The 23,764-nt window shown below is 46.4% G+C and carries 18 protein-coding genes; 1 reads left to right on the top strand and 17 read right to left on the bottom strand.

What is annotated here, in order from left to right:
• Nucleotides 1–77 precede the first annotated feature (77 nt).
• The 15 genes from H8S54_RS17810 to gpr form a co-directional block, all read right to left on the bottom strand.
• Entirely contained in the window at nt 78–2,783 is a 2,706-nt protein-coding gene (locus H8S54_RS17810; protein ID WP_186901942.1) for a L,D-transpeptidase family protein, read from the bottom strand.
• Between the two features lie 24 nt (nt 2,784–2,807).
• Nucleotides 2,808–3,071 (bottom strand): HPr family phosphocarrier protein, encoded by a 264-nt coding sequence (locus H8S54_RS17805; RefSeq protein WP_021926293.1) that lies wholly within the window; start codon nt 3,069–3,071, stop codon nt 2,808–2,810.
• A gap of 15 nt (nt 3,072–3,086) precedes the next feature.
• On the bottom strand, nt 3,087–4,382 hold the full coding sequence (locus H8S54_RS17800) for a CdaR family protein (protein ID WP_173765185.1): 1,296 nt from the start codon (nt 4,380–4,382) through the stop codon (nt 3,087–3,089).
• A complete protein-coding gene (cdaA, locus tag H8S54_RS17795; RefSeq protein ID WP_021926291.1) occupies nt 4,360–5,247 on the bottom strand; it encodes a diadenylate cyclase CdaA in 888 nt (295 codons plus the stop codon). The genes H8S54_RS17800 and cdaA overlap by 23 nt, the downstream gene beginning before the upstream one ends.
• A gap of 78 nt (nt 5,248–5,325) precedes the next feature.
• Complete coding sequence (locus H8S54_RS17790) at nt 5,326–6,447, bottom strand: hypothetical protein (protein ID WP_186901941.1); 1,122 nt, start codon at nt 6,445–6,447, stop codon at nt 5,326–5,328.
• Nucleotides 6,444–6,878 carry a hypothetical protein gene (locus H8S54_RS17785; RefSeq protein ID WP_021926289.1) on the bottom strand — a complete coding sequence of 145 codons (435 nt, stop codon included), beginning with the start codon at nt 6,876–6,878 and terminating at the stop codon, nt 6,444–6,446. The genes H8S54_RS17790 and H8S54_RS17785 overlap by 4 nt, the downstream gene beginning before the upstream one ends.
• A 92-nt stretch (nt 6,879–6,970) precedes the next feature.
• Complete coding sequence (locus H8S54_RS17780) at nt 6,971–7,711, bottom strand: ComF family protein (RefSeq protein ID WP_117853192.1); 741 nt, start codon at nt 7,709–7,711, stop codon at nt 6,971–6,973.
• Nucleotides 7,608–9,884: an SF1B family DNA helicase RecD2 gene (gene recD2 / locus H8S54_RS17775; protein ID WP_021926287.1), complete on the bottom strand. Its 2,277-nt coding sequence runs from the start codon at nt 9,882–9,884 to the stop codon at nt 7,608–7,610. The genes H8S54_RS17780 and recD2 overlap by 104 nt, the downstream gene beginning before the upstream one ends.
• Before the next feature lie 152 nt (nt 9,885–10,036).
• Complete coding sequence (gene mreB / locus H8S54_RS17770; protein WP_021926285.1) at nt 10,037–11,026, bottom strand: rod shape-determining protein; 990 nt, start codon at nt 11,024–11,026, stop codon at nt 10,037–10,039.
• 93 nt (nt 11,027–11,119) lie between these two features.
• Nucleotides 11,120–13,957, bottom strand: coding sequence for an excinuclease ABC subunit UvrA (uvrA, locus tag H8S54_RS17765; RefSeq protein ID WP_021926284.1), 2,838 nt, complete (start codon nt 13,955–13,957; stop codon nt 11,120–11,122).
• Between the two features lie 152 nt (nt 13,958–14,109).
• A complete protein-coding gene (hemW, locus tag H8S54_RS17760) occupies nt 14,110–15,243 on the bottom strand; it encodes a radical SAM family heme chaperone HemW (protein ID WP_021926283.1) in 1,134 nt (377 codons plus the stop codon).
• A gap of 57 nt (nt 15,244–15,300) precedes the next feature.
• Nucleotides 15,301–15,735: a hypothetical protein gene (locus H8S54_RS17755; protein ID WP_021926282.1), complete on the bottom strand. Its 435-nt coding sequence runs from the start codon at nt 15,733–15,735 to the stop codon at nt 15,301–15,303.
• A 14-nt stretch (nt 15,736–15,749) separates the two neighbouring features.
• Nucleotides 15,750–17,567 (bottom strand): translation elongation factor 4, encoded by a 1,818-nt coding sequence (gene lepA / locus H8S54_RS17750; protein WP_173765175.1) that lies wholly within the window; start codon nt 17,565–17,567, stop codon nt 15,750–15,752.
• A 54-nt stretch (nt 17,568–17,621) separates the two neighbouring features.
• Nucleotides 17,622–18,791, bottom strand: coding sequence for a stage II sporulation protein P (locus tag H8S54_RS17745; protein ID WP_243000253.1), 1,170 nt, complete (start codon nt 18,789–18,791; stop codon nt 17,622–17,624).
• A gap of 102 nt (nt 18,792–18,893) precedes the next feature.
• Entirely contained in the window at nt 18,894–19,805 is a 912-nt protein-coding gene (gene gpr, locus H8S54_RS17740) for a GPR endopeptidase (protein ID WP_021926279.1), read from the bottom strand.
• Nucleotides 19,806–20,013: 208 nt separating this feature from the next.
• Here gpr and rpsT point away from each other — a divergent pair, with 208 nt between their 5' ends.
• Nucleotides 20,014–20,277 carry a 30S ribosomal protein S20 gene (gene rpsT / locus H8S54_RS17735; protein ID WP_330385673.1) on the top strand — a complete coding sequence of 88 codons (264 nt, stop codon included), beginning with the start codon at nt 20,014–20,016 and terminating at the stop codon, nt 20,275–20,277.
• Between the two features lie 104 nt (nt 20,278–20,381).
• On the opposite strand, the gene holA is transcribed toward rpsT, so the two are convergent.
• Both holA and H8S54_RS17725 read right to left on the bottom strand, forming a co-directional pair.
• Entirely contained in the window at nt 20,382–21,368 is a 987-nt protein-coding gene (gene holA / locus H8S54_RS17730; RefSeq protein WP_021925588.1) for a DNA polymerase III subunit delta, read from the bottom strand.
• A gap of 105 nt (nt 21,369–21,473) precedes the next feature.
• A complete protein-coding gene (locus H8S54_RS17725) occupies nt 21,474–23,756 on the bottom strand; it encodes a DNA internalization-related competence protein ComEC/Rec2 (protein ID WP_186901940.1) in 2,283 nt (760 codons plus the stop codon).
• Nucleotides 23,757–23,764: the final 8 nt, after the last annotated feature.

Below are 23,764 nucleotides of genomic sequence, written 5' to 3'. Positions count from 1 at the left end.
AAAATTAAGACACCTTTCTGTGCTTGTTTTATGTGAGTTATCAAGGACAAAATTCCTCGTCTCTGACTGTCTTTGTCTTATGCAGCCGGATCTGTGGGATCGTAATATCCGCCGTTCTTCCATCTGGCAGGTACAATTGCCCTGCGTCCAAGAGGTCCCTTGAATGATTCGTTGGAATTATAGGTACCGTCAAAGATATAAATAGTAGAACCGCTGCTGTTATAGTATACCCACTTGGCATCGCCTACACAGGTACGGATACATCCGTGAGAAGCCGGGCTTCCAAGTTTATTGTAAGCACTTACCGGAAGATTATAGCTGTTCGCATAGCTGCATGCAACCGAATGAACGAAAATACCACCCTGTCCTGCTCCGTTTACATGAGTTCCATACTGTCCCCAGGATGGTCCCATAAGTGCCTGCCATCTGCTGTAAGGAGTCAGCGTATATTTGCCCTTCGGGGTAGGTGTCCATGGATTACCTACGGAAACACGGATCGTCTTGACTGGAATGGTACGTGCAGAATCCGCATATACAGTCATAACGCCATTTACACGGTCAACCTCAAAGGTATAAGGTCCTTTATAAATATTGGTAAGATCGTTGATTCTGTATCCATTCTTATCAAAGTAATATTTCTTGCCGTTGATCCATTTGGATTCGTTTGTCACATAGCCCTTTTTGTCCGGATTAATATAGCGAACCAAGTTCTGTGAGTCATTTACGATTACCCATCCAGTTGTATATTTACCGGTGGAATCCACATAACCGTATCTGCTTCCCCGCTTTACAAACTCATTGGTAACCAGATTGTAGCTTCTGAAGCAATACCAGTTTCCATTCACCTGGCGCCAGCCGTTTCGAAGCAATGCTCCATCGGCATCTGCATAATAGGTCTTATTCTGGTAGCTAAACATCTTATTCTTAACCAGCTGGCCATTTCTGGTAGTTGGAGTTGAAGGCTGGAAGAAGTATTTCTTTCCTTTTACATTAACGAAACCAGTCGCAAAAGTTCCGTTTATTCTGAAATAACCGCCTTTCCCCCAAATATCTGACCAGTGATTTCCGTTTGCGTTAAACCAAAACCAGCCATAAAATCTTCCATTTGATAAGGTTACTGACTGCCAGCCAGTCTTCTTCACAATATTTCCTGCTGTAGAACCGAAATAATATAAGCGGTTTCCAGCTCCCGGACAACGATGCCAGCAATTCTTCCAATTGGCAACAGAACCGTCATCTGTTACATAATATTGTGTATTATTGTATGTAATGATTCTTCGTTTATAGATGATTCCGGATTTCGTCGTTATATAATATTTACGATTGGACGCTTTCACCATCTGGCTCTTAATCAAATATCCGTCTTTATCAATCAGATACGTATATTTCGGATTTTTGCGTCCGCTTAAACCAGTCGGTACAATTCCGTGCTGCCGAAGCTGACCAATTTTGGAACTGCCCTTTCTGGCTGGCTCATAATATCTCCACTGCTCTCCTGCTGAAGTCTTAAACATTTTCCAGCAATCATGAAACATCTTGCCTGGGATTTCCTGGTCATTTGCTGCCGGCTCAAAATAATACTGTGCAGAAACGCCATTGACAGTTAATGTCACATCCCCTGTACGAGGAGTTCCATTCTCATCCAGGCAATAATATTCGCCATTGATCTTGAAATATCCGGTATATGTATTCTGTGCCTTGGCATTCTCATCCAGCTCTGCAACAGTCAAAGCCTTGCCGCTGTTGCCATAGTACTGGAAATTCTTGGTGTCTTTATTCCACAGCCAGTAGTTCTTCTTCATCTGGCCTACTGTAGTCTTCCAAGGTACCAGTGCTGCGCCTTTGCCTTCGTATTCTTTATATGCGGCGGCAACGCTGCTGTCTGCAGGTGTGAAATAATAATCACCGCTGATCTTGCTGGCACACTCTGTTCCATTCAGAGTTTTCTTGCCAAGTACAAGATATCCGTTCTCATCAAACAGATAATAACCGGTATGATTCGTTCCGGTCTCATTTCTGGTAGTGATTGCAACAATGCCATCGGCAATTGTGTAATAATCGTCCTTCAGGCTGGTCACTTCTGCAGTGCCTGCTGCGTCAGTACCCTCAGTGCCTGTTGCTGCATCTGCAGGTTCAGCATTCTGTGCTTCACCACTATTCTGCACAGCTGCTGCGTCCTGCGCTTCGCTGTTATCAGAAAACTCGTCAGCAGTCTGTTCATCAGCAGAGCCAGCCTCCGCTGGAACGTCAGAAGACTGCACATCAGCAATCTGTACAGCTGCTTTCACAGCTTTCTTTTTATGGAGCCTGAATCTGCCGTCTGATGTCTGCTCCCATTCCTTCCATTCAAAAATGGTGCTGGATTCACTGGCCCGCATATCAGCAGCCTCTTCCGGTGTCTCCTGCACTTCAAAAGAATCTGTCTCATCCGTGTTCTCAAATCCCTGCACATCCTGTACAGGATTCTCTGCACTGGTTCTGTCTCCGTTCTCCGTGCTTCCAGATGTAAAGCCATCGGTAACGCTTTCACCTGCACTGACATTCTCCTGCGGGGTCTGCACGGTGTCAGATGTCTCCTGCTGTGATCCATCAACTGATGGAGTTTCCGGCTCAGATACTGCTGGCTGTTCTGCCTCCACTGCATCTGGCTGCTGTGCTTCCCCAGTCTGCTCTGAAGTAAAACCGGATGTAAAGCCGCCATCCAAAGCGGCGGCTGGAACCTCCAGTCCCATAGAAACACTGAGCAAAATTCCTAAAATTGCTGCGGCTGCTCTCTTTTTCATTTTTCTTCCTCCCAAATGTAAAACTTATTCACCAAGTCCCTTATTTATAACCATTACCAGGTTGCGCAATGCCTCTGTTTCATCAGCTCCTTCACAAAATATTGTAATCTCATCACCGCATTTCACACATGCACCCAGGACGCTCAGAACGCTCTTGGCGTTCGCAGTTCCTCCTGCATATTCAAATGTTATCAGAGATTTATATTTCATTGCCTCTTTACAGAGAATCCCGGCCGGCCGCAGATGAAGTCCGGATGGATTATTGATCTGTACCTTTTCACTTACCATAATAACATCACTCCCTTAACCATTATTCGAATCCGCATTTGTAATTTCTGATATGGTTACATCCGCCACTACATCATCCAGAAGTTCAAATCCTTCCGGCAGCTTCACAGTCACCGGAATCTGATAGCTTCCAACACTCATGTCTGATAAATCTACAGATGCTTCTACTTTCTCAATATCAAATTCGTCAAGGTTACCGTCAGTAGCCTTTACACGGATTTCAATCTTGTCGGTTCCAAAAGTTACCAGAAGGTTATCGTCCAGATTATTTACCTTGACCTGGTTGGACGGCAGTCCATAGGAATGGCTGTCCAGGGGCAGAATGCTCACTTTAACCCAAACATCCTCGCTGGTGCCGCTTGTAAGCTTCACATCATCAGGAAGCGCATCCTTAAGGCTTACCTTTTTCTCAATATCAGCAGTCTCTCCTGTGATATCAATGTCAGCACCGCCGATCCAAAGGATATTATCATTCTGCTTCAGAGTGTCCAATGCTTCATCTGTTCCAGCGATACTTACCGTATCTGGAACGGTAGTTACACTCTCCACCTGATATCCTTCTGCCGGTACACCTACAAAATTCGCACCGATATTCACTCCGGTACGTATCTTCCAGAATTTGGTGGTAACAACAACCTTGGTGTTATCTATGGTGATGTACGACATTCTTCCTGCAAAGCTGTCCTGATTCTTATCAATAATATTCAGCTCTGTTTCCTCGGAAAAATCCTTCGTCTTGCCATCTACATCAACCGTTGCATTTACTTTATCTATTTTATTAATTAAGGACTTCGGTCCTGTAATCTTCACTTTCTCCGGGCTGGCGGTCTGTGAGCCAACCTCATAGCCTTTTCCTGGCTGACTGGAGCCATAATTTACATTAACCAGGAACTCCTGGGTTACCTTCTCCTCCAGTCTGACACTGAGATACTGGGGTGTTACCTTAATGTTGTCAGGACTGATTCCCGGGCAGGAAGCCGTAATGGGAACCATAACCGGATCTGTATCCAGGCTGCCTGCCTGCTGCAGGTCTGCCGTCAGCGTAATATTCGCCTGGGTGATCTTGGTGAGAAGCCGTCTCTCTCCTGTAATGGTAACACGGATGGGGTCCGGATCATCATCCTGCATGCACATCATATTCGCACTGTCCACATAAGCCGTATTCTGTAACTCCACCTTGTCGCCAGCAATGGTGATACTTTTGGTGGACACCGGATTGTCTACATTTACCACAATAAACCAGATCAGAAATCCGATGAGAACAGACATGATTTTCAAAGGGAAATTCCTAGTCAGCTTTGTGTTCTTCATGTTTCATTCTCCCTTTCAGCAGATGACGGAGTTTACTGTTATTGACAACCTTCTTGTTCTGGGCCTTGATCAGAGCAGATCTTAACTCAGCGCTGGTAAGCCCTCTGCTGAGTTCCCCATTCTGTGCCACAGAAACCTGGCCAGTCTCCTCAGAGACGATAATGGTAAGGGAATCGCTTACCTCACTGATTCCCACTCCCGCTCTATGTCTGGTACCAAGCTGCTTGCTCAGTTCCATATTATCGGACAGAGGCAGATAACAGGTTGCTGCCACAATACGATTGCCACGCACAAGAACAGCACCGTCATGAAGCGGTGTATTATGCTCAAAAATATTTATCAGAAGCTGGCTGGTAAGAACCGCATCCACATTGATTCCGGTACGCTCATATTCACTGAGACGGATATTCTGTTCAATTACGATCAGAGCTCCGGTCCGCACCTCTCCCATATCAAAGCATGCCTTTACCAGCTCATTGATGGTCTTATCCGTAAATCGCTCCTGTACTTCCTTCCCGGAATCCAGTGGAAAAATAGATGCCACAATCTTCTTCTGCCCCAATTGCTCCAGCATTTTACGCAGTTCAGGCTGAAAAATAACAACTACGCTGGTAAGAAGTATGGTAGATAGATTCTTAATGATCCAAAGGATCGTATTCATCTTCAGGATATAAGCAACCAAAATAAAAAGGAGCACGATCAGGATTCCCTTAAGCAGCGTATAGGCACGGGTAAATTTTATCCATACCATAAACTGATATATAAAAAAGGAAATCAGGGCAATCTCCAGTATGTCTGTAACTCCCAGACTGGGCAGGGATAATTTTGACAAATATCCTGATAATGTGACTGCCAAATCCTGCATAGCGTACTCCTTTCCGGTACAGGTCTTCCCCACGCTCAGTGGGGAAGCCGTCTTCATTGTTTCATTAATATCCTGCTTTTAGAGATCCTTCAGGGATTCCTCAAGCTTTTTCTCAAAATCCACATCCTTTGCAGCTGGTTTCTCGGCCTGTCTCGGTTTTTTCTCAGCAGCTGGAACAGCAGTTTTCTTTCTCTTCGGTCTTTCATCCTGACGGAAAATCGGATTCGCATAGGTGCCGGAGGACTCTTCTGACCTGCGCTCTTCTCTTACCGGCTCTGCATTGATCTTCTTGATGCTTCTTTCTGAGGTAGCAACAGATGCCTTGGGCACTGCCTTCACATAGTAGAAATACTCATCATCCTCGTATTCCAGCCTCTCAGCTCTGCTGTAATCCCCGCCAAATGCGAAGAATTCCAGCACCAGTGCAAGAAGCACTGCTAAAACCGTACACACAAGCAGCGGTACCATTGCAACGGTTGCATTCAGGTTCATTCCAAAACTTCCAACCAGCATTATAAACACATATGCCACACCGCCTGTAATAATGGATATCCTCCATGCATGATCAAAAGAACGGGTACGGATCAGGTTCACCAGCAGTGTCACTGCTACAAAAGCTACAACAGCGATCCACATTCCCCAGTTCTGCACCAGACCGTCTGCCATGATCTGCAGTTTGTCTGTCATATCAAGATCCGGATTCGACAGAATCGCGGACTGTACTCTTAAGAAGCGGATAAAATAATACATTACCACACCGCATCCGGCCGGAATTGCAGACAGGCTGCTCTCCATCAGTCCGCTTCCAATCGGAAGCAGTGCCGGAATACTGAATGCAAAGGAAAGCGGGGTAAACACAAATGTTATATTCTGCTCTCCGCTGAATCTCATAAAGAAAATGAGCATCAGCAGAATAATCACCAGCATAAAGCCTGCCACTTCAATTCCAAGCGCATAGCTGTGAGCAAGGATCAGTATAAAACCAATATACATCATAGCGGAAGACGGCAGGATAGAACAGATCAGTGCCAGGATCAGAATGACAAATACGTTATTCAGCTGGGACATATACCCCATATTGGAATTGACCCATAAAAAATATACCAGCGCAAGCACAAATTTCAGTACAGGCAGAATATACATTTCATACTGCCCGTATATTCCTTTTATTTTCTGCTTTAATTCAAGTAATGCTGTCATTTTCTATATCCTCCTGACATTTCACGTCCTGCGAATTTCTTTTCTTCACGGTTGTAAATCTTCTCCAGCCTAGTCAGCTGAGAATAATACTCCTTCACGCTTTTCTTGGCTCTGTGATATTTCACGGTATACTGAATATAGGTAAGCAGTGTATACACAACCAGTGTCCCCACATATCCAGCCAGGACCACCACACCAAGAGAAACCAGATCCATCTTGTGAACATTATCCAGAAGATATTCCAGATTATATGCTGCGATCAGTGCAAGTATCAGTCCATATCCAATTGTAACAAGGAAAAAATTCTTAATCAGTGCCAGACCGATATAATCACTCCTGTAATACTTGCTCACCGGAAGATATTTCCTGCCTTCCTGTTTCTCATATAAAGCAAGCCGGTCCATTATCTTTACTTTTTCTTCATTTATCATAAATGGCTCCTTATGCATTTCTTTTAAAGCTGAAAAGCTATACTCATACAGGATGATTGTATCATATATCCCATGGCATGAAAAGTGTTTTTTTACCTGTTGCTTCCAATACATACCGTCAGGAAAAATACATGGGATGCACCCTTTTCCAGAAGAGCATGTGCAAGCACATCCATGGTACTTCCAGTAGTATACACATCATCAATCAGCAAAATACGCATTCCCGATGGATTTCCCACAACCTGGAAAGCTTTCTTCAGATTCTTCTTGCGTCCTGCCGCATCCAGCTTCTTCTGGGACCTGGTCGCCCTGCTCTTCTTCAGAAGCGAAACATCCACCGGAATTCCCGCACTTTTGGCCAGCTCCTCTGCAAGCAGTTCTGCCTGGTTAAACCCTCTTTTGCGCAGCTTCCTCCAGTGAAGCGGAACTGGAACGATCACATCCGGCTTCCACAAAGCCAGCTGATCCCTCCCATAAAGATACAGTGCTCTTCCGTAAAAGCGGCTGTATTCCCGGCAGCCAAAGTATTTATATTTCATAATCGAGTATTTCATCCGGTCATCATACAGAAAAATACCTCTTCCCTGGTCAAAAGCACCCGGGGCGGCCTTGCAGTCCCTGCAGTATTCTTCCTCTTCACTCACCGGTTTTCCGCATTTGTAGCATCTTGCTCCCTGGATGGGTCTCAGGTCTCCTGCACACTCCGGACAGATCAGTGCATGGCTGTCCTTAAGAATCCTGTGACACAGGGGACACCGTCTGGGATACAGCAGGTTCAGAAAGCTCCCGTATCCTTGTTCCAAGAGAGCTGTAACGTTTTTGCTGCTTCTCATTGCGGATCATCTCCCCAAAGGTTTCCTCACTTCCAACTACAGTTACGCATTTCCTTGCCCGCGTCACTCCTGTATACAGAAGGTTGCGGTTCATCAGCATCTTCGGGCCGGAAAGAAGGGGCAGGATTACTGCCGGGTACTCCGACCCCTGGGATTTATGTATGGTTATGGCATATGCAAGCTCCAGTTCTTCCAGCTGTTTAAAGGAATAATCTGCGAAACGGCCATCCTCGAACTCCACAGTGGCAGTCTCTGCAAATTCATTAATTTCCTTCAGAATTCCTGTATCTCCATTGAACACGCCTACGCCTTCCTCTACCGGAATTCCGTATTTTCCACGGACTTCCCATTCCATCTGATAGTTGTTCCGGATCTGCATGACCTTATCCCCTTCCCGGAAAAGCCGTTCGCCGATCTCTTTTTCTTTTTTGTCAGGGCCAGCCGGATTCAGATACATCTGCAAAATCTGGTTCAGCCTTTCCACTCCAAGAAGTCCCTTTCTCATAGGCGTCAGAACCTGGATTTCAAAAGGCTTTGCATCCACATATCGCGGAAGCTTCTCCTGAATCAGTGCGATAACCACCCGGATAATAATGTCCGCATCGTATCTCTTTAAAAAGAAAAAATCCCGGCTTTTATTATCCAGAGAAATCTGCTGTCCATTATGGATTTTGTGGGCGTTCACCACAATATCACTGTGAGAAGCCTGTCGGAAAATCTTCTTCAGCTCTACCACTGGAAAAACTCCGCTTTGTATGATATCGCGCAGCACATTTCCAGGTCCCACGCTTGGCAGCTGGTTCTCATCGCCTACCAGTATGATCCTGGTTCCGGCTGTCACAGCAAGAAGCAGGGAATGCATGAGAAAAATATCCACCATAGACATCTCATCAATGATGATCACATCCGTATCTAACGGATTCTCCGCATTTCTATCAAAATGAATGCCCTGGGACTCCCGGTTGTCATCATCAGGAACTCCATTCAGCTCAAGCAGGCGGTGTATGGTCTGCGCCTCATATCCAGTAGCCTCTGTCATGCGCTTCGCCGCACGTCCCGTTGGTGCTGCCAGCCGAAGCGTCGCCCCTTCTCCTTCAAAAAAACGGATAATGGCATTGATGGTGGTTGTTTTACCGGTACCAGGTCCTCCTGTGAGCACAAACAGTCCGTTTCCCGCAGCTTCTATCACAGCTTTCTTCTGCATTTCTTCAAGCACGGTACCTGTTTCTTTCTCAATCTGAGCGATCCGTCTCTCCATCATCTGTTCATCCTGAGGATAACGGATATTCAGCTCCGTCAGCATTCTGGCAGTATTCAGCTCCAAATGATAATACTGACTTGGATAAACAAGCACGATGCCGTCTTTCTCCTTCAGTACCAGCTTCCTGTCAAGAGCCATATCCATGAGATGCTTCTCCATATAAGAAACATCTACACGCAGCAGCTGGGATGCCCTTGCGAACAGCTCTTCCTTGGGAAGATAGACATGGCCTTCCCCGGAAGCCTGGATAAGAGTATACATCATGCCGCTGCGGATCCTGTAATCTGAATCTGCGTGAATCCCAATACGGGATGCAATGGCATCTGCTATTTTGAAGCCTACACCGGAAATATCATCAGCAAGACGATATGGATTTTCCTGAAGGACTCCATACACGGACTGGCCATATTTCTGATAGATCTTGGCTCCAAGATTCAGGGAAATCCCATATTTCTGCAGGAACATCATCGCTTTTCGCATATCCGCCTTCTCGGTAACCTGAGCAGCGATTTCCCTGGCCTTCTTTTCACTGATCCCCTTCACCTCTGCCAGTCTTTCCGGCTCTTCTTCCACGATTCGCAGGGTGTCCTCGCCGAAATACCGGACGATTCTCGCAGCCAGTGCAACTCCCACTCCCTTAATCGCTCCGGAACCAAGATAACGCTCCATTGCCTGGGTATCCTCCGGTGCTTTCTCCGCATAGGAATGGATCACAAACTGCCTGCCGTACACATGATGCTGGGAAAACTGTCCCTCTGCTTCAATGGTTACCCCCTGGGTAATATCCGGAAAGGTTCCCACGCAGGTGACTTCTTCCTCGGAATCTGAGGTTTTAAGTACCATAACTGTGTAGCCGTTTTCTTCATTTCGGAATACCACATGATCAATATATCCTGTAATTTTCTCACTCATCCCTTATTCTCCTGCTGCCAGTACATATCCAAAAGTCATCCCTTCTGGTATTCCCATCAGACAGAATCCCTCCTGTTCACAAAGGGTACTGCATAAGCAGTACCCTTCTCCTGAATAATCCATTATAATCTCCGCAAATACAGTCCCTGCCATTACTCTTCCATTCTGGTAAGTACTTCGGCATATTTGCCGGTTCCCACCACAACAGCGGACATGGCATCCTGCACGGTAAGTGTGCTTACTCCAGTCTTCTGCTCAATCAGAGTATCCATTCCGTGAAGCATCGCTCCGCCTCCGGTCAGCACAATTCCCCGGTCTACAATATCTGCAGCCAGCTCCGGAGGCGTTTTCTCCAGAACTCCATGTACCGTCTCTACGATCTGATTGGTAGCGTCCTTCAAGGCAATGCGGATTTCCTCGGAAGTTAAAGTGACCACCTTGGGAAGTCCTGTGATCACGTTTCTTCCCTTTACTTCCAGTGTCCGCGGTGAAGCCTCCTGGCTTGCGGTTCCGATTTTTATCTTGATGTTCTCGGCAGCATCCTCGCCGATATAAAGGCTGTGATTCTTTCTCACATAGCTCATGATTGCCTGGTCAAAATTATCCCCGGCAACCTTCACAGATGCAGATACAACCAGTCCTGCCATGGAGATTACCGCCACATCCGTAGTTCCGCCTCCAATATCCACAATGAGATTTCCAAATGGCTTGGTCACATCCACTCCGGCACCGATGGCAGCTGCAATGGGCTCTTCCACAAGGAATACCTCCCTTGCTCCAGCCTGATAGGTTGCTTCCTCCACCGCCTTCTTCTCGATTTCTGTAGTTCCGCTGGGGATGCAGATGCTGATTCTGGGCTTGCGGAAAGCATGTCTTCCCATAGCCCTGGAAATAAAGTATTTCAGCATTTTCTCCATAACGGTGTAATCCACGATCACACCCTGGCGGATGGGACGAATCACTTCCAAGTTGGAAGATAAATGGCCGCTCATCTGTCTGGCTTCTTCGCCGATTGCTTTTATTTTCTCTGTATTTTTATCATAAACCACTACGGACGGCTCGCTGAGTACCAGTCCCCGTCCAGTGGAATATACCTGACTGTTCCTGGTTCCCAGGTCAATTCCAATATCACTGGCAGGCATTGAATTCCCCTTTCTTTACTCCATTGACAACAATTCATTCTGATATCTTTCTTCGTACCATTATAAACAAAAATGTCCCAATTGGAAAGAGGATTATTTGAGATATTTTGCTACATAGCGTCCAGTATGGGATGCCGGGTTCTTCGCAATCTCCTCAGGAGTACCCTTGGCAACAACGGTTCCGCCGCCGTCACCGCCTTCCGGACCGATATCAATAATGTAATCTGCCGTCTTAATAACATCCAGGTTATGCTCAATCACAACTACAGTATTACCGCCATCTGACAGTCTGCGGAGAATCTCCACCAGCTTCTGCACATCTGCAAAGTGAAGTCCGGTAGTCGGCTCATCCAGAATATAAATGGTTTTACCTGTACTGCGCCTGCTCAACTCAGTCGCCAGCTTAATACGCTGTGCCTCCCCTCCTGACAGAGTAGTAGATGGCTGTCCCAGACGGATATAAGAAAGTCCCACATCATACAGTGTCTCAATCTTTCTTCTGATGGACGGAACATTCTCAAAGAAGGTCATGGCCTCCTCCACTGTCATGTTCAGCACATCATAAATGCTCTTGTCCTTATATTTCACCTCCAGCGTCTCACGGTTGTACCGCTTGCCCTTGCACACCTCGCAGGGTACGTATACGTCCGGCAGGAAGTGCATCTCAATCTTGATGATTCCATCACCGCTGCAGGCCTCACATCTGCCGCCCTTCACATTAAAGCTGAAGCGGCCTTTCTTATAGCCCTTGGCCTTGGCATCAGCAGTGGCAGCAAACAGGTCACGGATCTGATCAAAGACTCCTGTGTAGGTGGCAGGATTGGATCTGGGCGTACGTCCGATAGGAGACTGGTCAATGGCAATTACCTTGTCCAGCTGATCAATTCCCAGAATAGCATCATGCTTGCCCGGTATTACTCTGGCTCTATTCAGTTCTTTTGCCAGATGCTTATAGAGGATTTCATTAATCAAAGAACTCTTGCCGGAACCGGAAACACCTGTAATGCAGGTCATGATTCCCAACGGAATATCTACATCAATATGCTTCAGGTTATTCTCTGCTGCACCCTTGATGGTAAGAAATCCAGTGGGTTCCTTACGCACTTCCGGTACCGGGATTTTCAGCCTGCCGCTGAGATAAGCACCTGTAATGGAGTCCGGATTCTTCATCAGCTCCTCGGCAGTTCCCATTCCTACCAGCTGTCCGCCGTGCTCACCAGCTCCCGGTCCAATATCCACAATACAGTCTGCTGCACGCATGGTATCTTCATCATGCTCCACCACGATCAGGCTGTTGCCCAGATCACGCAGATGCATCAGCGCTCCCAGAAGCTTGTCATTGTCTCTCTGATGCAGTCCGATGCTTGGCTCGTCCAGAATATAAGCAACGCCCACCAGTCCGGAACCAATCTGGGTTGCCAGACGGATTCTCTGAGCCTCACCGCCTGACAAGGTTCCTGTCGCCCGTGCCAGGGAAAGATATTCCAGTCCTACATCTGCCAGGAATCCCACTCTCGCCCGGATTTCCTTCAAAATCTGTTTGCCGATCAGCAGCTGCTGAGGTGACAGCTCCATCTTCTGCAAAAACACCTTCAGCTTATCAATGGACATATTGGTCACTTCATAAATGTTCTTATCCGCAACAGTAACCGCCAGGGATTCCTTCTTCAGTCGCTGTCCCTTGCAGGCAGTACATGGAGTGATCTGCATAAAGCTCTCATACTCCTGCTTCATGGATTCAGAACCAGTCTCCTTGTAGCGCTGCTCCACATTGCGGATCAGGCCTGGAAAGGCCACATCATAAACGCCCTCTCCACGCTGGCCCTTATAATAAACCTTCACAGAATGTCCGCCTGTACCGTACAGAAGAATATCCTGTATCTTTTTAGGATAGTCCTGAAATGGCGTATCCAGATCAAATCCATACTCCCGGCACAGTGCATTCAGAATTGCGTTGGTAAAGCTGCTCTTATCCGTACAGGACTGCCATCCCATTACGGTGATAGCTCCCTGTGCAATACTCAGGGACTTATCTGGAATCATCAGATCCGAATCAAATTCCATCTTATATCCAAGTCCCAGACACTGTGGGCATGCACCAAAAGGATTGTTAAAGGAAAAGCTTCTCGGCTCAATTTCATCAATGCTGATTCCGCAGTCCGGGCAGGAAAAGCTCTGGCTGAAATTCATATAATTCCCATCCATGGTATCCACAACTGCCAGTCCATCTGCCAGATTCAGCACGGTCTCAAGAGAATCGGTAAGTCGCTTCTCGATTCCCGGCTTCACAATCAGACGGTCTACAATAATGGCAATGTTGTGCTTAATATTCTTATCCAGAGTGATCTCCTCGGAAAGCTCATACACATTCCCATCAATCTCTGCCCTTACATAGCCGCTGCGTCTAGCCTGATCCAGAAGCTTGGCATGGGTTCCCTTGCGTCCGCGGACTACCGGGGCAAGAAGCTGGATCTTGGTGCGCTCCGGCAGCTCCATGATCTGATCCACCATCTGGTCTACCGTCTGCTTGGCAATTACCTTCCCGCACTTCGGGCAGTGTGGAATTCCCACGCGGGCATATAAAAGACGGAAATAGTCATAAATCTCTGTCACAGTTCCCACTGTAGACCTTGGGTTGCGGTTCGTGGACTTCTGATCAATGGAAATCGCAGGAGGAAGCCCCTCAATGCTCTCCACATCTGGCTTCTCCATCTGACCCAGGAACTGTCTGGCATAGGAGGACAAAGATTCCATATAACGTCTCTGCCCCTCTGCATATATAGTATCAAAGGCAAGGGAAGACTTGCCGGAACCGCTCAGGCCGGTAAGAACCACAAACTTATCCCTTGGAATATCCACGCTGAGATTCTTCAGATTGTTCTCATTAGCTCCTCTGATTCTGATAAACTGTTTCTTATTCTCTGCTGCCATCTGTTCCTCCATTTCCAAACCGCCAGCTGCGGCTATCATCACCTTGTATTTCACATAATTCCGAAACTTCTTCCGGCTTCTTATTGAGTTTGCATCATTTCCTCAAGGATATCATGTGAACATGTGTTCGTCAAGTGGTTCTTATCTCTTTTTCAAAGGAGAAAATCCGCCATAACTGCATTGCTTACATGAATCCCAGCTCTGGATAAACAGACTCTTCCGTCCTCCTCCAGAAGCAGTCCCTGTTTTTTATATTTCTCCAACACTTCTCCATATATCTTCTCTATGGAAGTTCCGAAATATTCCTGAAAATCTTTTTTTGATACGCCTTTTGTCATGCGAAGTCCAAGAAACATGAACTCGCCCATCTCATCTTCCCTGGTAAGAGTCTCTCTGTCTGTTCGTATTTTTTCCAGATTTCCGCTGTTTTCCAGGTATTCTGACATATCAGATGTATTGGTAAACCGCTCCCTGCCAACCAAAGATGCGGCTCCAAGTCCCAGGCCCAGATAGTCCTTTCGCTGCCAGTACCCTTCGTTATGCCTGCAGTTTCTGTCTTTTTTTGCATAATTGGAAATCTCATACTGATAGTACCCATATTTGCCAAGAACCGCTGCCACATCCTCGTACATCCGGTATTCTGTATCTTCATCCGGCAGATCCAGCTTTCTTGCGGAAAAAGGTGTTCCCTCCTCAATGATCAGGCTGTACGCGGAAATATGCTCCGGACCAAGCTTGGCCACTGTGCGAAGATTCTGGATCCAGCCTTCATAGCTCTGTCCCGGGATTGCAAACATCAGATCTATATTAATATTAGAAAAACCCGCCTCCCGTGCCATGTGATAGCTTTCCAGAAACTGTTGATAATTATGGATCCTGCCAAGTGCGCGCAGTTCCTGGTTTTCGGGAGACTGCAGGCCAATGCTGATCCGATTAATCCCATATCTGCGGTAAAGCGCAAGCTTCTCCGGCGTCAGAGTTCCCGGATTCGCCTCAATAGTAACCTCCGCATCTGCTGCCAGCTGAAAATTTTTCCCAATTCCCTGCAAAAGTTTTTCCATAATGCCACACTCCGGCACAGAAGGTGTCCCTCCGCCGATAAAAACGGTATCCACCGTACGCTTTTCTATGGCTGAAACAGCCTTCATTTCCCGTAAAAGTGCATAAATATAAGCTTCCTGCCCGGCCCTGGTAGCAGGACCTGACAGGAAGTCACAATAATCACATTTCTTTATGCAAAACGGGATATGAAAATACAGTTCCAGACTGTCCTTCTTTTTTCCCATCCTGATTTTCCTCCTGAAAATGAGTCTGCATTTTTATAGAAAAAACGCGTCATTTTCTTATTCGTTCTCTGAAGAATCTTCCACTGTATCCGCACTGGTATCCTGGGAAGATGTGTCCTCCCCGCCATCAGCTGCACTCTCAGAAGAAGCCTTCTGCTGATCTGAGGTGCTGGTTCCGGAAGCGCTCTGCTCTTCCTTCTGCACCAGATATTCATTCACCATAGTCACACTGCCGCTCTGTGCAACTGCGTCCTTATTTACCTGACGAGGTGCCACAGTAGGAGTAGGGCTTGGAATCGGGGTGATCTTCATTACTCCCTGGGACGCTGCATCCGGCTCCTTCACCTTCTTTTTGCCGCATGCACAGCTTCCTGCAAAAATCACGATCACCAGAAGGATAGCTGCAAGGATTCCTCCTTTGATCCACTGTTCCCGGTCATTTCTGAAACTTCTTTTGATTCTTCTGATCAGAACATGTAATTTTACTTTCATCTGCTTCCTCCGCCTTAATTCTCATCCAGCTTCAGCACACTCATAAATGCTTTCTGTGGAATCTCTACATTTCCCACCTGACGCATTCTCTTCTTGCCTTCCTTCTGTTTCTCCAGAAGCTTCTTCTTACGGGAAATATCACCGCCATAGCATTTTGCAAGAACATCCTTGCGCATGGCCTTAACGGTCTCTCTGGCAATGATCTTGCTTCCAACAGCTGCCTGGATCGGAATCTCGAACAGCTGGCGGGGAATCTCATCCTTCAGCTTCTCGCACATCTTACGGCCTCTTTCATAGGAAGTATCTGCATGGACAATAAAGGAAAGGGCATCCACTTCTTCCTTATTTACAAGAATATCCAGCTTCACAAGCTCACTTCTCTCATAGCCGCAAAGCTCATAATCCAGGGACGCATATCCTCTGGAGCGGGACTTCAGGGCATCAAAGAAATCGTAAATGATCTCATTAAGCGGAAGCTTGTATTTCAGAAGGGCACGGGTTTCTTCCATATATTCCATGCCAAGGTACTGTCCGCGGCGTTCCTGGCAAAGATCCATGATCGCACCGATAAACTCTGTGGTAACCATGATCTCTGCATTGACAATTGGCTCTTCCATATACTCGATTTCAGAAGGATCCGGAAGATTGGTAGGATTGGTCAGGTCAATGACTTCTCCGTTTGTTTTGTGAACCTTGTAAATAACGCTGGGCGCTGTGGTGACAAGATCCAGGTCATACTCTCGCTCCAGACGCTCCTGGATGATCTCCAGATGGAGAAGTCCAAGGAATCCGCAGCGGAAACCAAATCCAAGGGCTACAGATGTCTCCGGCTCATAGAAAAGGGAAGCATCGTTGAGCTGCAGCTTCTCCAGTGCATCCCGAAGATCCCCGTACTTGGAACCATCTGCCGGGTAAAGGCCGCAGTAAACCATAGGATTTACCTTCTTGTATCCTGGCAAAGCTTCCTCGCATGGGCGATTGTTATCGGTAATGGTATCACCTACACGGGTATCTCTTACATTCTTAATGCTGGCCGTAATATATCCAACCATTCCAGCGGTCAGTTCCTCACATGGAATAAACTGTCCGGCTCCGAAATATCCAACTTCCACAACCTCTGCCACAAATCCGGTAGCCATCATGCGGATGGTAGTACCTTTGCGAACCTTTCCATCTACCATACGGCAGAAAACAATGGCTCCCTTATAAGAATCATAAATGGAATCAAAAATCAGCGCCTTCAGCGGTGCATTCACATCTCCCACTGGTGCAGGAATCTTGGCAACAACCTGCTCCAGCACCTGATCTACATTCAGTCCTGTTTTCGCAGAGATCTGAGGGGCGTCCTGTGCCTCCAGGCCGATCACATCCTCGATCTCGTTAATCACACGCTCCGGCTCTGCACTTGGAAGGTCTACCTTATTGATTACCGGAATGACCTCAAGGTCATGATCCAATGCCATGTATACGTTGGCCAGTGTCTGGGCCTCAATACCCTGGGCAGCATCTACAACAAGAATCGCACCGTCACATGCCGCCAGGCTTCGGGAAACCTCATAGTTAAAGTCTACATGGCCTGGGGTATCGATCAGGTTGAAAATATACTCCTGTCCGTCTTTTCCATGATAAACCGTGCGGACCGCCTGGGATTTGATGGTGATTCCGCGCTCACGCTCCAGCTCCATATTATCCAGAACCTGGGACTGCATTTCTCTCTCTGTAAGAAGACCTGTCATCTCTATAATTCTGTCTGCCAGTGTGGATTTACCATGATCAATATGTGCAATAATACAAAAATTTCGAATTTTACTCTGGTCTGTCATTCCAGACATTCCTCCTCTGGTTATGCTATACTCTTTTATCCTATCAAGAGATTATAGCACAGATTAATTCTGTTTGTCACTTCCTTTTAATACTCTGTTCAGGATATCTGCAAAAGGCTCCATGGCATTTTTCACCTCCTGCACCGTATTGGTCTGAGCACCAGCTTCCAGAAGGAGGGACCGCTTCCGAAGATGAAGGTTATAGCGCAGTCCAGCCAGGTAAATTCCCCGGTAAAAATCAGGGTAGTACAGAGCCGCCTGGTATTCCAGCTGAAAAGAAAAAGCAAGATTGTCGGGTATGTAAGGATTGGGCAGATAATCCACCTGGCCCTGGGTATTGGTGTAGCTCAGGCCATTGTAAAATAGAATCTGGGCTGTGGTTTTCCCGTTGATTTCCGTGACAAGCCTTCGGTCCTCGTCTACGCCGTCCCTGTGAAGATCAATCACTACCTCCACGGAAGGATTTTCCTCAAGCACTTTTTCCACATAATCACAGGCGTAATCGTAGGCCTTGTTTCTGTCCAGTTCCCCGCTCATCATGTCAAAAGCTTCTTTTATGTGCATGACCTGGTAGCCGTATTTTTCTGTGAGAAGGCTGGTAAGATAATCGCCCACGCCAACAATGGTGTCGCTTTCCTCCCCTTCCCTGGAATCTGCAAAGGTCTCTTGGGAATGGCTGTGATAAATCAGAATCTGGGGCTCAAGAGGGCCGTGACTCAGGGAAAAATCTTCCGCCAGAAACTGAGCAGCGTTTAGGTTGGCGGCGGATGCGTCTGTATTTTCGTCTACAATATAGAAATTATTCAGGAGAAAATCATAGTCTGCAAGCCTGTCCGGGGAAAGATCCAGAAGCGGGTGGGGCAGGACGGCCGCCTGCTGCGCAGCTGCGGTTGTCTCGGTTTCGGTGAGGGCTTTGGAATTTGTGTCCGTCTTTGGATTTGTTTTTAACTCTTCCTCCTTTTTTTCTTCTATATTATCCTCTTCTGTTTTATTCTTGCTCTGCATCTGCTGCCCCAGGTATTTTCCATTCTCCCTGGCAATCTGCGCCAGGGTCTGCTTGTCCGTCTCCAGCCAGGTTTCCTGTGTTTTTTCCTCAATAAAATAATAAAGGGGGAACTGCCTGTACACGTTTTCTATGATTTTCCACAGGGAAAAAGGCTCTGGCATTACTGCCAGAACCACCAGAAAACACAGGCAAAGAAAAATGCAGAATACCTTCTGGACTCTTGTCACGGAATCACCTCTTTAAGGTTATCCTATGACGGTGTTTTCCCCCGTATGTTTCTTTTTTTCTTTTCCTTTTCCTTTTCCACATTTCTTATTTTTATGCACCGATCAATCTCCCGGCTCAAAAGTCATATTCAGCCCTTCTGAAATGGTATAGCTTAAATATTTAATGGTCTCGTCCACGTCCTTTGGCGTCACAAACATGCCATGCAGGTGAGGGGAAATCATTTCCTCCAGAAATTCCTTCTGCTCCGACTCCTCCAATGCATCTAGAAGATGGGACATGGAATCGTGGACAATGGTAGCTGCATCCACCACAGTGGGCACTCCGATTCCAATCACCTTTACTTTCAAATTTTCTTCTGTAAGGCCATTTCTGTGATTTCCCACACCAGACCCTGGCGTAATTCCTGTATCTGTGATCTGAATAGTCCGGTTCAGCCTTCTGGTACTTCTCGCCGCCAGAGCATCCACCGCGATCACCACATCCGGCTTTGTGATTTCTACTACGCCTTCTATAATTTCAGAAGTTTCCATTCCCGTCTGGGCCATCACACCGGGAACGATACCGCTGATTGCGTGAAGTGCTTCCTCGCTGGTACTCTTCAGGCCATATTCCCGTATAAGATGGCGGGTCATGCGCAAATTTCCCACAACCTCAGGCCCCAGAGAGTCCGCTGTAATCGCCTGGTTTCCAAGCCCTACAACCAGCACAGATTTCTCTTTCTCCAGTCCGATCAGCTGGCGCAGATGCCTGGACAGCTCCTCCGATACCTCTCTGTGATAATCTTCATCCGGCGCAGAAAGTCCTTCTGACTCGATCGTGATGTAAGTGCCCTGAGGCCTTCCCATGGAACGGGCGCCATTTTCTGTGGTAATCTTTACAACCGTTGTTCTGATTTCCTTTTCTTCATTATATTCTTCCCGTACCTCAACACCACGCACCTCCACATTTTCTTCTGTAAAGCGCTCTCTTGCCTCTACTGCAAGATCTGTCCTGATTTTGTAGCTCCCCAGCATATTCCTTTCCTCCGGTAGTTCTGTTTTCGTTTTTCATCCAGCAATTTATTTCTTTCGTTTCTATATAATCTCTCCACTTTTTGTTAAAATATGTATTGACAATCTTCCGCAATTATTATAAACTATATAAGCATGTTCATAGGAACGCCCGTGTCTGTTCCTGTGCAACGCACATTTTACATTTACACATGAATTGGAGGTGTACGAATTGGCTAACATCAAATCTGCAAAAAAGAGAATTTTAGTTAACAGAACAAAAGCTGCGAGAAACAAATCCATCCGTTCTGCTGTTAAGACTTCCATGAGAAAGGTTGACGAGGCAGTAGCTAACAACGATAAGGCAGCAGCAGAGGTTGCATTAAAAGAGGCTATCTCTACAATCAGCAAAGCAACTTCCAAAGGTGTTTATCACAAAAACAACTGCGCTAGAAAAGTTTCCCGTTTATCCAAAGCCGTTAACAGCATTGGCTAATAGATATCTGAATTTTTAGTTATAAGCTTATAAGTGAAAATTAAGGCAGTCGAACCGTCATCGACTGCCTTTTTTCTATGCTTTTCCAAATTTTCTATCTCACTTTACCTTCTCGCAGAACTGTATTTTACAATCAGCAGTTCCACGCTAAGTACATCCTGGAGCCTTCCTGTTTTCACCGCTTCTTCCGCGTCCACAAAATCTGTCACTGCCTGGCGCAGTTCACTGATCCGGTAGGATCTTGCGCAGGAAGCAATATTTCGCACTACAAAAGAAGGCACTCCAAGCCTGGACGCCATCTCCGGCTGTGCCACGCCTTCCTCTGTATATTCTTTCACCAGCAAAAGCTGCCGAAACTGCTTTGCCAGAAGAAACAGGATTCGCATAGGCGGCTCTTTCAATGTCAGAAGATCATAATACAGATCTAAGGCACGCTTCTGGTTTTTCTCCGTAACAGCACGTACCATGTCAAAAATCTTATTCTGGGTCTGAGTGGTGCAGACCTCTTGGATGTCTGCCCTTGTGACTACATTCCGGTCTCCGGTGTAAGTGATCAGCTTCTCCAGCTCCATTCTCAGGTTTCCCATATCAATTCCTGTCATAGTCAGAAGAAGTTCCATGTCGCGCTGGGTAATATTTTTCCCCTCTCTTTTCAAAATGCCAGCTGCCCACTGCATCAGTGTTTTCTCATCCTGACGGGCAAATTCCCCGATCCTGCCGCAGGATTTTACAGCCTTGTACATTTTGCTTCGCTTATCTACTTCATCTTCCACAAAAACAAGGCAGAGATAGTCTGGAAGCTCTTTCATATAATCTGCCAGTTCATCACATTTGTTTTTGAAAAATCCGGTATCTTCCAGCAGAACCACTCTGCGGTCAGCAAAAAAAGGCATGGTCTCACAAAGGTCGATCAGCTCCTTCACATCGATGTTCCGGCCTTCGTAATGGTTGAAATTCATGGTATCGTCATCTGGATTCAACGCTTTCAGCAGTTTATTTTTATACTGCACCTTCAGATATGCTTCCTCGCCGCACAGCAAATATGCACTTTTAAAATTTCCTGATTTAATGTCTTCCTGGATATTCTTCAAAATATACGCTCCTGTCATTCCGGGATTTTTCTGTCAGCACAGTCCCTGGCTATGCCTGACGTTCCATTAAACCATACCACAAAATTTCTTTTTATTAAAGCATAATTAAATATAATTTCCCAGATATCCTTTCAGCCGAATTTTCCCCTTCTGCCAGGAAACCGTCACTGCACCGCTTTTCATGGTAAATCCCACCTTGCAGCCGGCTTTTTCCAGCCTTTCCACAATTTCCGGGGCAGGATGACCGTAGGTATTGGTAGAAGAACAGGAAATAATGGCATACTCTGGCTTAATTTTGTCAAGAAATTGCTGGCTGGTAGAATAATGGGAGCCATGATGTCCTACCTTCAGAAAATCCACATCCTCAAGGTCCCCCATTTCCAGAAGTTTCTGTTCCGTCTCTTCTCCCATATCACCAGTCAGTAATCCGGTAAACTCTCCATACTTTACCTGCAGTACCATTCCATCCTCATTTACATTTATTCCAGATGCATTTTCCAAAGGGGCGACTATCTGCATTTCCAGTTTTCCGGCTTTCAGACAGTCACCTTCTTTGACTTGTTTTACTGAAATTCCCGCTTCCTTCGCAAGCTGTGACAGCTTTTCCCATTCTTCTGGCGGCGTTTTCCAATTGGGCAGATAAAGGCAGCCAATTTCAACAGAATTCAGTTTTTGCGCTGTCAGTTCCAGAATTTCTTCTACTCCGCTGATGTGATCCTTATCTGTGTGTGATACCAGAATTCCGTCTACTCTGGAAATCCCCTGATTTTTCAGATAAGGGAGAATCTGATACTGCCCGGTTCCGGATTTGTTTGTGCTTCCGCCATCTACAAGGAAACAGTTGCCCTCTGGCGTTCTCACCACAATTCCATCTCCCTGCCCCACATCCAGACAGGTGATAGAAAACGACTCCGTTTTTCTCCAGGAGATCAGAAACAATGCGGTACAGATCAGAAACAGTGACAGATATTTACGCACTCTCAAATTTCCAGCTATATTTTTCTCCTGCACCTTGTCCTTTTCCTTATCTGATGTACTGCTTTTTTTCTTTCTATACGTAAGCAGCAATACCGCACTGGCAAGAACCGCATAGTAAGCAACGATCTGCCAGATTTCCGGCTGTCCGGCGATCCATGTTCCAAAGGGCAGATTTCCAGCCATCATACACAATTTCTCGTAAAATCCTGCCAGAATCTTTCCTGGAAAAATCATCAAGCTTCCAATCTTCAAATTTACACAACCAAGAATCATTCCCAGCACACCGCTTCCCAGTACCACTCCAACAGTGGGAAGTACGATCAGATTAAGAAAAATTCCAATAAGAGAAATTTCTCCAAAGAAGTACAGGGAAACAGGCAGCATAGTCAGCTGTATGGCGGCAGATGCAGCCAGCGCCGTACATAACTTCCCGGTTCTGCCCTCCTTTCCTTTTTCCAGAGTCCTGGTAAACGCAGGAACCACAATTCCAGCTCCTGCCACTGCACTAAAGGATAAAAGAAATCCGCTGTTGTACAAATAAGCCCCAGATTCTCCCAGAATCATCATTGCGGAAACAGCTAGTGCTGTAGGAAGATCATAAATACGGCCTGTTATTTTTGCCCCTGTTGAGATGAGAAACATACAGACCGCACGCATAGTAGATACACTTCCCCCAGTCATCACGCCATACTGCAGCATAAAAAGCAGTGCCAGGAAACCAGACCCCCAGATTCCCAGCCCGGTTTTCATAAGAAGCTGATACAGCCCGGTTCCGATCACACTGATGTGCAGTCCGGAAATGGCAAGAATATGCACAATGCCAGCCATCTGATATCGAAGCTTCACTTCTTTGTCCAGACTGGTTTTATCCCCAAGCACGATTGCCTGAAAAATACCGGCTTCTTTTCCAGCAATTTTCCCAAGGACTCCTGCCAGGTACTCCCGAAGCTGACTTATTCCCTGCCTGTATGCCGAATAATTTTCTGATTTTTCTATTATTTCGGCATTGTTTAGCAAATAATAAATATGCTGGCTGGCATAATACTGCTGGCTGTCGAATTCCCCTGGATTTCGCTTTTCTTCCACTCTTTTCAGCTTTCCGGATACCAAAATAACAGTCCCGGCTGGAACTTCTTCTCTTTGTTTTAAAAACACTTTTACATTTTCAATGGATAATTTTTGTGATTGATAAATCAGATAGGCATTGCTTAGATAAACAGATTGTGAAAATTCATTTTCTGTGGTCTGTATCACTTCTCCACATAGGGTTGCCTGGGGATGCTCCTCGATCCAGGAAACCGCATTTTCCGGAAGAGGATTCCCCCGTATAAGAGGAATCCCCGCCCAGTCTGTAGCACACATGGAAAGCATCAGGATCAGACACAGCATACATAGCGGTCTTCGCGTCATCAAACACG

It is taken from the genome of Blautia segnis, from assembly GCF_014287535.1.
Classification (GTDB): domain Bacteria; phylum Bacillota; class Clostridia; order Lachnospirales; family Lachnospiraceae; genus Blautia_A; species Blautia_A acetigignens.
The sequence above is the reverse complement of the archived record's forward strand: the minus strand, read 5'-3'. Positions and strand labels throughout refer to the sequence as shown.

Bases quoted from the DNA above. Each gene is read 5' to 3' on its own strand.
- H8S54_RS17785 (WP_021926289.1), bottom strand. From the start codon at position 6,878: ATGATAAATGAAGAAAAAGTAAAGATAATGGACCGGCTTGCTTTATAT.
- recD2 (WP_021926287.1), bottom strand. From the start codon at position 9,884: ATGAGTGAGAAAATTACAGGATATATTGATCATGTGGTATTCCGAAAT.
- mreB (WP_021926285.1), bottom strand. From the start codon at position 11,026: ATGCCTGCCAGTGATATTGGAATTGACCTGGGAACCAGGAACAGTCAG.
- H8S54_RS17805 (WP_021926293.1), bottom strand. From the start codon at position 3,071: ATGGTAAGTGAAAAGGTACAGATCAATAATCCATCCGGACTTCATCTG.
- cdaA (WP_021926291.1), bottom strand. From the start codon at position 5,247: ATGCAGGATTTGGCAGTCACATTATCAGGATATTTGTCAAAATTATCC.
- H8S54_RS17800 (WP_173765185.1), bottom strand. From the start codon at position 4,382: ATGAAGAACACAAAGCTGACTAGGAATTTCCCTTTGAAAATCATGTCT.
- H8S54_RS17725 (WP_186901940.1), bottom strand. From the start codon at position 23,756: ATGACGCGAAGACCGCTATGTATGCTGTGTCTGATCCTGATGCTTTCC.
- uvrA (WP_021926284.1), bottom strand. From the start codon at position 13,957: ATGGCAGCAGAGAATAAGAAACAGTTTATCAGAATCAGAGGAGCTAAT.
- H8S54_RS17790 (WP_186901941.1), bottom strand. From the start codon at position 6,447: ATGACAGCATTACTTGAATTAAAGCAGAAAATAAAAGGAATATACGGG.
- H8S54_RS17755 (WP_021926282.1), bottom strand. From the start codon at position 15,735: ATGAAAGTAAAATTACATGTTCTGATCAGAAGAATCAAAAGAAGTTTC.
- H8S54_RS17810 (WP_186901942.1), bottom strand. From the start codon at position 2,783: ATGAAAAAGAGAGCAGCCGCAGCAATTTTAGGAATTTTGCTCAGTGTT.
- hemW (WP_021926283.1), bottom strand. From the start codon at position 15,243: ATGGGAAAAAAGAAGGACAGTCTGGAACTGTATTTTCATATCCCGTTT.
- H8S54_RS17780 (WP_117853192.1), bottom strand. From the start codon at position 7,711: ATGAGAAGCAGCAAAAACGTTACAGCTCTCTTGGAACAAGGATACGGG.
- gpr (WP_021926279.1), bottom strand. From the start codon at position 19,805: ATGCTGGGGAGCTACAAAATCAGGACAGATCTTGCAGTAGAGGCAAGA.
- lepA (WP_173765175.1), bottom strand. From the start codon at position 17,567: ATGTCTGGAATGACAGACCAGAGTAAAATTCGAAATTTTTGTATTATT.